This window comes from Pantoea sp. ME81 (assembly GCF_903970985.1).
In the GTDB taxonomy this organism is placed as follows: Bacteria; Pseudomonadota; Gammaproteobacteria; order Enterobacterales; family Enterobacteriaceae; genus Pantoea; species Pantoea communis.
The window spans coordinates 31,967-45,318 of record NZ_CAJCKS010000023.1 but is presented as its reverse complement, the minus strand read 5'-3'; the positions used below and the strand labels follow the sequence as shown (position 1 = coordinate 45,318).

Annotated in this window: 9 protein-coding genes; 7 read left to right on the top strand and 2 right to left on the bottom strand. The window is 54.9% G+C overall.

The window, feature by feature from the left end:
• Positions 1-342: 342 nt before the first annotated feature.
• A complete protein-coding gene (gene maeB, locus H7A81_RS06640) occupies positions 343-2,622 on the bottom strand; it encodes an NADP-dependent oxaloacetate-decarboxylating malate dehydrogenase (protein WP_034825845.1) in 2,280 nt (759 codons plus the stop codon).
• A gap of 319 nt (positions 2,623-2,941) precedes the next feature.
• Between maeB and tal the strand changes: the two genes are divergently transcribed.
• The 3 genes from tal (at position 2,942) to ampH (ending at position 7,292) form a co-directional block, all read left to right on the top strand.
• Positions 2,942-3,892 carry a transaldolase gene (tal, locus tag H7A81_RS06635; RefSeq protein ID WP_045814871.1) on the top strand — a complete coding sequence of 317 codons (951 nt, stop codon included), beginning with the start codon at positions 2,942-2,944 and terminating at the stop codon, positions 3,890-3,892.
• A gap of 69 nt (positions 3,893-3,961) precedes the next feature.
• Positions 3,962-5,971: a transketolase gene (tkt, locus tag H7A81_RS06630; protein ID WP_182057049.1), complete on the top strand. Its 2,010-nt coding sequence runs from the start codon at positions 3,962-3,964 to the stop codon at positions 5,969-5,971.
• A gap of 145 nt (positions 5,972-6,116) precedes the next feature.
• Complete coding sequence (gene ampH / locus H7A81_RS06625; RefSeq protein ID WP_166936379.1) at positions 6,117-7,292, top strand: D-alanyl-D-alanine-carboxypeptidase/endopeptidase AmpH; 1,176 nt, start codon at positions 6,117-6,119, stop codon at positions 7,290-7,292.
• A 103-nt stretch (positions 7,293-7,395) separates the two neighbouring features.
• On the opposite strand, the gene H7A81_RS06620 is transcribed toward ampH, so the two are convergent.
• On the bottom strand, positions 7,396-8,454 hold the full coding sequence (locus H7A81_RS06620; RefSeq protein ID WP_182057048.1) for a DUF1176 domain-containing protein: 1,059 nt from the start codon (positions 8,452-8,454) through the stop codon (positions 7,396-7,398).
• A 580-nt stretch (positions 8,455-9,034) separates the two neighbouring features.
• Between H7A81_RS06620 and H7A81_RS06615 the strand changes: the two genes are divergently transcribed.
• From H7A81_RS06615 to H7A81_RS06600, 4 genes are read left to right on the top strand one after another with little or no spacing between them, the layout of a single operon-like run.
• Positions 9,035-9,865, top strand: a complete 831-nt coding sequence (locus H7A81_RS06615) for a DeoR/GlpR family DNA-binding transcription regulator (RefSeq protein WP_034825836.1) — start codon at positions 9,035-9,037, stop codon at positions 9,863-9,865.
• 12 nt (positions 9,866-9,877) lie between these two features.
• The gene (locus tag H7A81_RS06610; RefSeq protein WP_182057047.1) at positions 9,878-10,861 is read left to right on the top strand and encodes a substrate-binding domain-containing protein; all 984 of its coding nucleotides are present in this window, start codon (positions 9,878-9,880) and stop codon (positions 10,859-10,861) included.
• 2 nt (positions 10,862-10,863) lie between these two features.
• Positions 10,864-12,369, top strand: coding sequence for a sugar ABC transporter ATP-binding protein (locus H7A81_RS06605; protein WP_034825973.1), 1,506 nt, complete (start codon positions 10,864-10,866; stop codon positions 12,367-12,369).
• Positions 12,362-13,351 (top strand): ABC transporter permease, encoded by a 990-nt coding sequence (locus H7A81_RS06600; RefSeq protein ID WP_182057046.1) that lies wholly within the window; start codon positions 12,362-12,364, stop codon positions 13,349-13,351. Before H7A81_RS06605 ends, H7A81_RS06600 begins: the two co-directional genes overlap by 8 nt.
• The last annotated feature ends 1 nt before the right edge of the window (position 13,352 follow it).

Here is a 13,352-nt window from a genome sequence, read left to right as displayed (position 1 = left end):
CTCCAGCCCATCGAGGCTTTTAGATGCAAATGTGGTAAATACCACTCACAGCGCTCACACATTTTGCCAAAAAGGGCACAAATGTTGATGGCCTTAGCCCCTCTGCTGCTGCAAGGGCTATCCGCAGCGCTGAGGCTTTTACGTTGGGCCAGGAGATCCACGCAGGGATGCGTGGATCAGTTCGGGGCCGACCAGGGATGGTCGATCCCCGAACGGTCCGTCGGCACGACGTGGAAGCCGAGGGCACCGCGTTAGCGGCGCGAGGACTGCCCGGCAGCAGCAGAGGGGCTAAGGCCCGCACCAACACCCTCCTGGCCTTTAGCCCTTAGCCACGTCATCACCTCACAACGGCTCGGTCTGCGCCTCCACTACCGCTAACGCCACCATATTCACAATGCGCCGAACCGATGCAATCCGCGTCAATACATGCACCGGCTTGCTGATCCCCATCAACACCGGCCCCACCGTCACGCCTTCCGAACACGACACACGTAACAGGTTATAACTAATACGCGCCGCTTCCACGTTCGGCATAATCAGCAAATTAGCCGTGCCTTTCAGCGGACTGTCGGGCATCAGTTCACGGCGGATACTCTCCACCAACGCCGCGTCGCCGTGCATCTCACCGTCGATCTCCAGTTCCGGCGCACGGCTTTGAATCAGCGCCAACGCCTCGCGCATTTTACGCGCCCCCGGCGCATTAGACGTGCCAAAGCTGGAGTGCGACAGCAGCGCCACGCGCGGTTCAATACCAAAGCGACGCACTGTTTCGGCCGCCAGCAGCGTGATATCCGCCAGCTGTTCCGCACTGGGATCTTCATTCACGTAAGTATCGGCAATAAAAGTGTTACCGCTTGGCAGCAGCAGTGCGTTCATCGCCCCGGCGACTTTCACGTCATCGCGGAAACCAAACACCTTCTCCACCACATCGTAATGCTCGCGGTAATCGCCAATGGTGCCGCAAATCAACGCATCGGCTTCGCCACGATGTACCATGATTGCACCGATCAAGGTTGGATTACCGATCACCGCACGCTGGGCGGTTTCCGGCGTCACACCGCGCCGTTTCATGATCTGGTAATACTCGTTCCAGTATTCTTTAAAGCGCGGGTCGGACTCGTTGTTGACGATCTCAAAATCTTTACCCGCTTCAATTTTTAATCCTTGCTTCTGAATACGCATCGCAATCACGTTTGGACGACCAATCAGAATCGGCTTCGCCAGCCCCAGTGATACCAGCTCCTGCGTCGCATGCAGTACGCGCACCTCCTCCCCTTCGGCCATCACCACGCGTTTCGGATCTTTGCGTGCCTGCGAGAAAATCGGCTTCATAAACAGGTTGGTTTTATACACAAATTCGGTGAGCTGCTCGCGATAGGCATCAAAGTCAGCGATGGGCCGCGTCGCCACGCCGGACTCCATCGCCGCTTTCGCCACAGCAGGCGCGATCTGCACAATCAAACGCGGATCAAACGGTTTCGGGATCAGATATTCCGGTCCAAAACTCAGATCCTGATCATCATAGGCGGAGGCCACCACATCGCTCTGCTCGGCCTGCGCTAAGGCCGCAATCGCATGCACCGCCGCCAGTTTCATCTCTTCGTTAATTGCCGTGGCACCCACATCCAGCGCCCCGCGGAAAATAAACGGGAAACACAGCACGTTGTTCACCTGATTGGGGAAATCTGAACGTCCGGTACAGATAATCGCATCCGGCCGTACCTCTTTGGCCAGCGGCGGCATGATCTCCGGTTCGGGATTGGCGAGCGCCAGAATGAGTGGATTGGGTGCCATTTTCTTCACCATCTCTGGCGTCATCGCTTTCGGACCCGAGCAGCCGAGGAAGATGTCCGCACCGGCAATCACCTCATCCAGCGTACGCGCGCCTTTATCTTCTATGGCGTACTCGGCTTTGGTCGGCGTCATATTGGGTTCACGATCGCGGTAAATCACCCCTTTGGAATCACACACCACAATGTTGTGCTTCTGCATGCCGAGCGCCACCAGCAAATTCAGGCAGGCAATCGCCGACGCGCCTGCGCCAGACACCACCAGCCGCACATCTGAGATGGCCTTTTTCACGATGGTCAAACCGTTTAGCACCGCCGCAGTACAGATAATCGCGGTCCCGTGCTGATCATCGTGAAACACCGGAATCTTCATGCGCTCACGCAATTTCTGCTCAATGTAAAAGCACTCAGGCGCTTTGATATCTTCGAGGTTGATGCCGCCAAAGGTCGGCTCCAGCGCGGCGATCACCTCAATCAACTTATCCGGGTCCAGCTCATCCACTTCGATATCGAACACATCAATGCCGGCGAATTTCTTGAACAATACTCCTTTGCCTTCCATCACCGGCTTACCGGCCAGCGCACCGATATTGCCGAGACCGAGCACTGCCGTGCCGTTCGAAATCACCGCCACCAGATTGCCGCGTGCGGTGTATTTGTGCGCCGCCAGCGGATCGGCAGCAATCTCGAGGCAAGGTGCCGCCACACCCGGCGAATAGGCCAGAGCTAAATCACGCTGCGTCGCCAGCGGTTTGGTGGGGGAAACCTGAATTTTTCCGGGAGTGGGATATTGGTGGAAATCGAGCGCACTTTGCTTGAGTTGATCGTCCATTTGGCATCCTTTGGCACGGCTGAAGAACCACCAGTATAGGAATCTGCGGCACAAAAGAGGGTGAAGGCGCTCAAAGAACGAGGGCACAGATTGCCACGGCTTCGCCTGCGGCTTTGGCGCAGCCTGCTATCCTTAATGGTGGCAAAACACGTAGCTGAACCGATCAGGCACCCCCTTCCGTGACAGATGCCCTTCAGCGCCACAATCAGAGAAAACGCATTTTCTTCGTGCAACGTCTGTAGCACTGTGTTGAGCCACGACTCAACAGGAAAGGGCACGACTCGTTTGCCCACATTATTGCTAATCAAGGAGTTAAGCGATGAACCAGCTAGATGCATTGAAACAGTTCACCACCGTGGTGGCGGACAGCGGCGACATCGAATCCATTCGCCATTACCACCCGGAAGACGCGACCACCAACCCTTCGTTGATCCTGAAAGCTGCCGGTCTCGATGCTTATAAACATCTGATTGATGACGCTATCGACTATGCGAAAAAACAGGGCGGCAGCAAAGAGACGCAAATTATCAACGCCAGTGACAAAGTGGCGATCAACCTCGGTATGGAAATTCTGAAAAGCGTACCGGGCCGTGTTTCGACCGAAGTAGATGCGCGCCTCTCCTTCGATCGTGGCATGTGTGTCACCAAAGCGGAGAAACTGGTACGGATGTATGAAGAGAACGGTATTGATCGTTCGCGCATCCTTATCAAACTGGCCTCAACCTGGGAAGGGATCAAAGCCGCTGAAGAACTGGAGAAAAACGGTATCCAGTGTAACCTGACGCTGCTGTTCTCCTTTGCGCAGGCGCGTGCCTGTGCTGAAGCGGGCGTGTTCCTGATCTCCCCGTTTGTCGGCCGTATTTATGACTGGTACAACTCACGCAAACCGCTCGACCCGTATGTGGTGGATGAAGATCCTGGCGTGAAATCTGTGCGTCGTATCTACGATTACTACAAAAAGCATCGTTACAGCACCGTGATCATGGGAGCCAGCTTCCGTAAGGTTGAACAGATTCAGGCGCTGGCCGGCTGTGACCGTCTGACCATCTCCCCTAACCTGCTGGAAGAGCTGGCGAACAGCGATGCACCGCTGGAACGCAAGCTGGAGCCATCAACCGAAGGCTTCCACCAGCCTGCTCCGCTCTCTGAAGCCGAGTTCCGCTGGGAACATAACCAGGATCCGATGGCAGTGGAAAAACTGTCTGACGGCATCCGTCAATTCGCCATCGACCAGCAGAAGCTGGAAGATGTGCTGGCATCACGCCTGTAAATCACCACACTTCTCACGCCGGACGGGCGTCTGCCCGTCCGCTATTGCCCAATCACAAGGGAGTACCCTATGTCTTCACGCAGAGAGTTGGCTAACGCGATTCGTGCTTTGAGTATGGATGCGGTACAGAAAGCAAATTCCGGTCACCCCGGTATGCCGATGGGAATGGCTGATATCGCCGAAGTGCTATGGCGCGACGTTCTCAAACACAATCCCAACAATCCGGCGTGGGCTGACCGCGACCGCTTTATCCTCTCCAACGGCCACGGTTCGATGCTGCAATACAGCCTGCTGCACCTCACCGGTTACGATCTGCCGATGGAAGAGCTGAAAAACTTCCGCCAGCTGCATTCCAAAACCCCTGGCCATCCGGAAATTGGCTATACGCCAGGCGTGGAAACTACCACAGGTCCGTTGGGACAGGGTTTGGCCAATGCGGTGGGCATGGCCATTGCCGAGCGCACCCTGGCGGCGCAGTTTAACCGTCCCGGCCACGACATCGTCGATCACTACACCTATGTGTTTATGGGCGATGGCTGTTTGATGGAAGGTATTTCACATGAAGTCAGCTCGCTGGCCGGCACCCTCGGTCTCGGCAAACTGATTGGTTTCTACGATCATAACGGCATCTCGATTGATGGTGAAACCGAAGGCTGGTTCACCGATGACACGCACAAACGCTTCGAAGCCTACAACTGGCATGTCGTCGGCAGTGCAGAAGGCATTGATGGGCACGATCCGGAAGCTATCGCAGCCGCCATCAAAGAAGCGCAGAGTGTCACCGACAAGCCTTCGCTGATTATCTGCCGCACGGTCATTGGTTTTGGGTCGCCGAATAAAGCCGGTAAAGAAGAGTCACACGGCTCGGCACTGGGCGAGCAGGAAGTGGCCTTAACCCGTCAAAAACTCGGCTGGCACTATCCACCGTTTGAAATCCCGAAAGAGATTTATCAACAGTGGGATGCCAAAGAAGCCGGCAGTCAGCGAGAGAAAGCCTGGGATGAGAAGTTTGCTGCCTATAAAGCGGCACATCCAGATCTCGCCGCTGAGTTTAGCCGCCGTCTGGACGGGGTGATGCCCGCGCAATGGAGTGAGGCGACTCAGGAATTTGTTGATGAGTTGCAGGCCAATCCGCATAAAATCGCCAGCCGTAAAGCGTCGCAAAACACACTGGAAGTGTACGGCAAGCTGCTACCAGAGTTGTTGGGTGGCTCTGCTGACCTTGCGCCAAGTAACCTCACTATCTGGTCAGGTTCGAAATCGATTAAAGAAGACATCGCCGGTAACTACATCCACTACGGCGTGCGCGAATTTGGTATGACAGCGATTGGCAACGGTATTGCCCAACACGGCGGCTTCATTCCGTATACCGCCACCTTCCTGATGTTTGTTGAGTACGCGCGTAACGCGGTGCGCATGGCAGCGCTGATGAAAGCGCGTCAGGTGCTGGTGTATACCCATGACTCGATTGGTCTGGGCGAAGATGGCCCAACCCACCAGCCGGTGGAACAGCTCGCCAGCCTGCGCGTAACACCGAATATGAGCGTCTGGCGTCCGTGCGATCAGGTGGAAACTGCCGTGGCATGGAAAGCCGCTGTTGAGCGCCATCATGGCCCGACCGCGCTGATTCTGTCACGTCAAAATCTGCTGCAGCCAGAGCGCAGCAAAGCACAGGTGGCCGATATCGCTAAAGGCGGCTATGTGTTGCAGGATTGCGCGGGCACACCAGAAGCGATCATCATCGCCACCGGATCTGAGATTGAAATCGCGCTGGGCGCGGCGGATAAACTCGGTGCCAGCGGCCACAAGGTGCGCGTGGTGTCCCTGCCCTGCACCGACGTGTTCGACAAGCAGGATGCGGCCTACCGCGAATCGGTGCTGCCCTCCGGCGTAAAAGCGCGCGTGGCGGTAGAAGCGGGTATCGCCGATTACTGGTTCAAATACGTCGGCCTGGATGGCGCGATTGTCGGCATGACCACCTTCGGTGAGTCTGCACCGGCAGGCAAGCTGTTCCCGGAATTTGGCTTTACGGTGGAAAATATCGTGAGCCATACCGAAGCATTACTCAAGCCGCACTAATCGATCCGGCCCTGCGTCTTTTGACGTAAGGGCCGTTTTTTGATCACAGCCTGATACAGAAAAAAATCCTCCCTTCCCTCTTCACGCCTCGCACAAACTGATTACTATAAGCTTTCCTCCGAATCCTGTTGCGGACGCTTTCCCGTTGAAAAAACGTACTCCTTTTTTACTGGCCTTAATGGTTTCAGTGCTTCCATTAAAAAGCATGGCGCAGACGGTAGCCGATCCGCTGCTGGCCTCGCAGATCGTTGATCGTTATGCCGAGCATATCTTCTATGGCAGCGGCGCAACCGGCATGGCGCTGGTGGCGATTGATGGTAATCAGCGCGTATTTGCCAGCTTTGGCGATACCAGCCCTGGCAATAACGTGCGCCCTCAGCTCGACTCCGTGATTCGCATCGCCTCGCTGAGTAAGTTGATGACTAGCGAAGTGATGGTGAAAATGGCGGAACGCGGACAGATTCGCCTTGATGACCCGTTGAGCAAGTATGCTCCGGCTGGCGCACGCGTCCCGAATTACAACGGTCAGCCGATTCGCCTGATCAACCTCGCCACCCATACCGGCAGCCTGCCGCGTGAGCAGCCGGGCGGCAAACCGCATCGTCCCGTGTTTGTCTGGCCAACCAAAGCCGATCGCTGGCAGTGGCTGCAGGGTGCACAACTGAAAGCCACGCCAGGAACACAAGCCTCCTATTCCAACCTCGGCTTTGACCTGCTGAGTGATGCGCTGTCGAAAGCGGCAGGCACGCCTTATCCCGCCCTGCTGCAACAGCTGGTGACGCGTCCGCTGGGAATGAAAGACACCACCTTTACGCCATCCCCCGATCAGTGCCAGCGCCTGATGATCCCTGAGAAAGGGGCCAGCCCGTGCAATAACACCCTGGCGGCAATTGGCAGCGGTGGCGTGTATTCAACGCCGGATGATATGGGCCGCTGGATGCAGCAATTCCTCAACTCGGCGGTTAATCACCGCACGCCGCAGATTGATCGTCTGCAAACGCTGATCTATCGCCGTGACCAGTTGACCAAAGTGGAAGGTATGGATGTGCCTGGCCGTGCCGATGCCTTAGGCATGGGCTGGGTGTATATGGGGCCAAAAGAGGGACGTCCAGGGATTATCGAAAAAACCGGCGGCGGCGGCGGCTTTATTACTTACATGGCGATGGTGCCACAGAATAACGTCGGAGTATTTGTGGTGGTGACGCGTTCACCGCTGTCACGCTTCACACCGATGAGCGATGGCGTGAATAATCTGTTGGCGGAGTTGGTGGGCAATCAAAATGGCTCACCGATGATGATCAATGCCATACCTTCCCCCTAGATAGTTCGTGATGCAGAAAGGCGGCAATTGAATGAATCCCCAGGAGCTTACATCAGTAAGTGACTGGGGTGAATGAAAACAGCCAACGCATCTGCAGTGCGAATTATGACGGGGGCTGGCTGACCCACAGCGTGGGCCATTTATCACTGCTATGCCATGCGTCACAGGTTTTCTCTTCAGCATACTCTGCCAGCACAAAGTCATTTCCGTCGAACTGCCAACGCGTGGCGACACCACAATCTCCCAGACCGCGGCCTTTACTGAAGGTGTAAAGCAAACCGCTGCTGGCATCGAATTCAGCGTTCACCAACTCCATCTGATTGTCACTGCGTCCGGGTGGCGTGAATGGCAAGGTCAACGTCAGCCCGCGAGCAACGTAAGGCTGGCTACGCGTCACCTCAAAGGCCAAATCAATCACGTTATAGGCACCGGCTTCACAACTGATCAAAAGCAGCGCTTTGGTGTCGGTGAGCGGCGCTACACTCACTTCTCGTCTCAGCGGATCGAGCGAACAGTTGTCGGTATTAACCCGCCAGGTACCGTAATCAATTAACCCGCTGGTTTCTTCCTGAGTTAACGGCGCTGGCTGCGGTAAGCGAGCGGGCAGTTGCGGTACCTGCGGCACAGGGGGAACGTCCGATGGCGCGCGATCGCCCCGCTTCACCCAGGCGCTGGCGCCATTTACCCGCCCCTGAACGTCATCCATCAACAATAGCGCGGCTTTCATACCGCTGAGTGGGATAGTGGCTTTAGCCTGATAGGTCAGTTGCATAGTATGGGCATCCAGCGTTTGCGCCAGAAATTCGTCGATGGCGATGGCATTACTGGTGGCGAGATGGTGTGGCTCCACGCTCCAGTGTTTGAGGTCTGGCGTCAGGCGACGTTGATCCAGCAGCAAATTTTCCTTCAGCGGTCCGCCGGGCAGCTCTCCGCTGTACGCGCTGCCGTAATCAATACGCAGCAGCGGGCGATCGTTAACGCCAGCGCCACGTGATAGGGTCATCACTAATCCGTTGTCCCCCGGAAAGCTGCGTGCCACGCAAAAAGCCGCGTTGTTACAGGTGAGTTGCCAGTCAGAAAATGACTTTTGCAATGGCTCAGCCTGAACGCACGCGACAAACACAAAGGGCAATAAAAGCAGCGACTTCATCCAATAAGACATCAAAAAAAAAGGTCCCCAAATTCCCTGAAAAGAAATCATAGCGTAACGACAACGTGGTCAGCAGGCCGAAACTGTGAGCTGGCCCTAAAAGTGGTACTAACTGCTGAAAAAGCCGTCGCCTGAGGGCGATCTGAGGCTGGAGAAGCAAGAATTCCATCATCCGTTTCGACTGATTTCCGCTCAATCGGATTCGTCGGACTATGGAGTCATGTTTGTCTGAAAGCGTGTATCTGGGTAATACCTCCGTCCGCTCGACGTCATGCCGTCAAAGACGGGTTTGGCTAAAAACAATTTAGCGCACATCACAAATCGGTCAAATACACACAAACGGTCATACTCGGTCATGATAAGGTGTTTTCATACGGTAATAATTGTTTGCTACCGATCCCCCGATTTAGCGCTAACACGCGTGTTTATGTGAATCAGATCTCTATTACATGAAAAATAGATATCTCATTTACATAAAAATTTAACCCATATCACTCTAACGTCGCCGGGCATTTTGACCACTGCGGACTCGTGCGCAGTCCACATTTTCCCGCTGCGGTATCCAGTACTTTATAGCCATCGGAGGGAAGTCATGTTGCCGATTGAAAGACAGCAGCGAATTATTGACGAACTAAATTTAAATGGTCGGGTTATTGTCGCTGAATTAGTCACGTTGTGTCAGGTTTCGCAAGAAACGATTCGTCGTGATTTAACTCAGCTGGAGAAACGTGGGCTGTTGCAACGTAGCCACGGCGGTGCAGTACCAGCAAAACGACAAGCCGCTAACATTCAGGGGAATACGAGGGGTGTTAACGAGTATGAATTATCTTTCCGCCAGCGCATGAATGAACATGTAGATGCAAAGATGGCAATAGCCAAACGTGCACTCGATTTCATCAGCCCCGGCGATTGTATATTACTCGACAGTAGCACCACTTGCTGGTATTTGGCGCGACAGCTACCGGATATTGAATTAACGGTATTAACCAACTCTATCAGAATAGTGCAAACCCTTGCGGCGCGCGGCAGTATCCGCACCATCTGTCTGGGGGGAGAATATTCTGACCGTTATGAAGATTTCCACGGTGTTGTCGCTGAACAGCCTTTACGGGAATTTCAGATCAATAAGATCTTTTTTTCCTGTAGCAGTTTAGGCAATGACGGTTATTTACGTGAAGGTAACGAAAACAACGCACATTTAAAACAACAGATGTTACTGGCAGCAGAAAGAAAACATCTTCTGCTGGATGCCAGTAAATTCCTGCGGCCCTCATTCGCGCGTATTTGTCATTATCGCGATGTGGACTTTCTCATCACTGACCAATTAAAAGACAAAGAGCTGGAACAAGAATTAGCCTGGAACGGCGTCAATATTATTGATTGCTCACAGCGCAACAATTCAATGCAGCTTATAAAAAATTAATCCGGAGTCTTTATGAAAAAACATCTTATCGCCTGTTCTCTGCTTGCTCTGTTTGCCGCTACCGGCGCGCACGCTGCTGACAAATTACGCATGGGCATCGTGGTGAAAATTGGCGGTATTCCATGGTTCAACGCCATGGAAGCGGGCATCAAGAGTGAAGCGGCGAAACGCGGCATTGATGCATGGATGGTAGGCCCAACCGCCGCCGACCCTGCCCTGCAGGTGCGTGCGATTGAAGATTTGATTGCGCAGAAAGTCGACATTATCGGCGTAGTGCCGAATGACCCGAAAGTGCTGGAACCGGTACTGAAACGTGCACGTGAAGCCGGCATTCAGGTGATCACCCACGAATCACCGGATCAGAAAGGCGCGAACTGGGACTTCGAACTGGTGGATGCCCCGACACACGGCATCAACCACATGAAAGCGCTGGCGAAATGCATGCATGAAGAGGGCAAATACGCCATGTACGTCGGCAGCCTGACTGTGCCACTGCATCAACAGTGGACCGATGCCGCGCTGAACTACCAGAAAGAACACTACCCGAAAATGCAGATGGTGACCGACAAGTTCGGCGTCGGCGAATCGCTGGATGACTCCATCCGTACCACTAATGAACTGATGTCCAAATACCCGGATCTGAAAGGCATTATGGCGTTCGGCTCACAGGGCCCAATCGGTGCCGGTCGTGCAGTGATGAACCGCAACAAGATTGATCAGGTGTGCGTCATTGGCGCCTTCAGCCCAGGCCAGGGTGCTTCACTGGTGCAGCGTGGCGCGATCAAAGGCGGCTACATCTGGAACCCGCAAACCGCTGGCGAAGTGTTCATACGTATCGCCGACATGATGCAGAAGAAAGAGCCGATCACCGACGGGATGACCATCGACGGTCTGGGCAAAGTGAAAGTTGACGAGGCGACCCACACCATCCTCGGTAACAACACCGAAAGCCTGGATAAAGAAAACCTGCCAAAACTGGTGAAAATGGGGCTGTAATGATGAAAGAGGTGATCCCACAGACGTTAATTGCGCTCGACAACCTGTCGAAAACATTTGGTGGCAACCGCGCACTGAGCGATATCTCGCTGAGCTTACTGGCGGGCGAAGTGCACTGCCTGGCTGGCACCAACGGCTGTGGCAAGAGCACCTTAATCAAAGTCATTTCCGGGGTACACGCTCCGGACAGTGGCAGCCGCATTACCCTGGGTGATGGCCCGACCTTCCCGCGTCTGACCACCCGTCAGGCGCGTGATTTCGGTATCCAGGTGATTTATCAGGATCTGTCGTTGTTCCCGAATTTGAGTGTGGCCGAGAACATCGCCTTTGAGCACAATCTTAATGGCCTGCTCGGCTGGCACCGCAAGGCGAAGCTGCGTGAAACGGCAACCCGTATTATTGAAGAACTGAAATTCGATCTCGATTTGGATGAGAAAGTCTCGGCGCTGTCGATTGCTGCACGTCAGCAGGTGGCGATTTGCCGTGCACTGGTCGCCGATGCGCGCCTGGTGATCATGGACGAACCGACGGCTTCTCTGACCCGCACCGAAGTAAACCAACTGCTGCGCACTGTGCGCTACCTGAAAGACAAAAACATCTGCGTGGTGTTCGTCAGCCACCGTCTGGATGAAGTATTAGAGATTTCGGATCGCGTGACCGTGATCCGTGACGGACGCAAGATGGGCTGCTGGCCCGCTAAAGAGATGACGCCACATCATCTGACTGAACTGATGACCGGGCTGAAACTCGATTATCAACTGAAAGCCCCAACGCGTAATGCTGATCGCGCCATTCTCGAAGTCGAGAACCTGACACGCGCCGGTCAATACCATGACGTCAATTTCAAGCTGTATCAGGGCGAAGTACTCGGCCTGTGCGGCCTGCTCGGCTCCGGTCGTACCGAACTGGCACTGTCGCTGTTTGGCATGACCAAACCCGATAGCGGCAAAATCTGGCTCGACAGCAAGCCCGTGCGTTTCCGGGGCCATGAAGATGCCATCAAAGCCGGTATCGGTTATGTCTCCGAAGACCGCTTAACCCTCGGTCTGGTGCAGCAGCAATCGGTGGCCGACAACATGGTGCTGCCGATCCTCGACAAACTGCAAAACCGTTTTCACATCATCGACGAATACCGCAAGAACAAGCTGATCCTGCAATGGATTCAACAGCTCGGTGTGCGCGTGGCCGATCCGAATCTGGCGATCTCTACCCTGTCCGGGGGTAACCAGCAAAAGATCGTACTCGCGAAATGGGTGCTGACCCAGCCGCGCATTTTGATTCTGGACTCGCCGACCGTGGGCGTGGATGTCGGCGCTAAAGCCAGCATCTATCAGTTGATCCACGAGCTGGCGAAAGAGGGTCTGTCGATCATTCTGATTTCCGATGAAGTGCCAGAGGTTTGGTACAACTGCGACCGCATTCTGCACTTCCGTGATGGCACCGTTCATGCCGAATACCAACCCGATACCGTTGAGCAAGAACAGCTGGCGGAGGTGATCAATGCCTGATTTTTCTCGTTTACGCCCGCACTCCAGTCAAGGCTGGCTGGCGTGGGTGCTGCTGGCTTTCATCCTGTTTTTCTCGGTGGCCAGCGACCAGTTCCTCTCCGTACAGAACCTGCTGGACCTGGCAGAAAGCTACGCGGTGACCGGCATCTTTGCTCTCGGTCTGTTTGTGGTGCTGGTGACCGGCGGCATCGATATCTCCTTCGCCGCCGTGGCGTCGGTGGTGCAATACCTGATCGCTTCGCTGTTTGTGCAGTTCCAGTTTGATAACGCGGCGCTGAGCATCCTGCTGGCGATTATCTGCGGCACCACCTTTGGCGTGATTAACGCCCTGCTGATTACCTCGCTGCGCGTGGTGTCGATCATCATCACCATCAGTATGCAGTCGCTGCTGTTTGGTCTGCTGATGTGGGTGACCGGCGGTAAGAGCCTTTATTCCCTGCCGGACTGGTGGATCACGCTGCGCAGCGTGCTGCCCTTCACCTGGCAAGGCAACAGTTTCCAGATTGGTTTGCCGCTGATCACCATGCTGGTGATTGCCGGGCTGACCGCGCTGCTGCTCAACAAAACCAACCTCGGCCGCCAGCTGTATGCGGTGGGCGGCGATGCGGAATCCGCACGTCGTATCGGGATTCGCGTCGGTCTGATTCACGTCTTCGCTTACGGCTGGCTCGGTGCGATGGCGGCGATTGGCGGGCTGGTGCAGGTGTATCGCATGGGTGAAGTGGTGCCGAATGCGTTAGTCGGTGGCGAGCTGGATGTGCTGGCGGCCACGGTACTGGGCGGTGCCAGCCTGATGGGCGGTAAAGGTACGGTGAGCGGCACACTGATGGGCGTGTTCCTGATCGCCATCCTGAAGAACGGCCTCAACCTGATTGGCGTCTCCAACTACTTCATGAACATCGTGGTAGGCGGCGTGATCATGGTGGCGATTACCGTCACTCACTACAAAAAACGTAAAGAAACTGACGTCAGTTTCGTCTGAC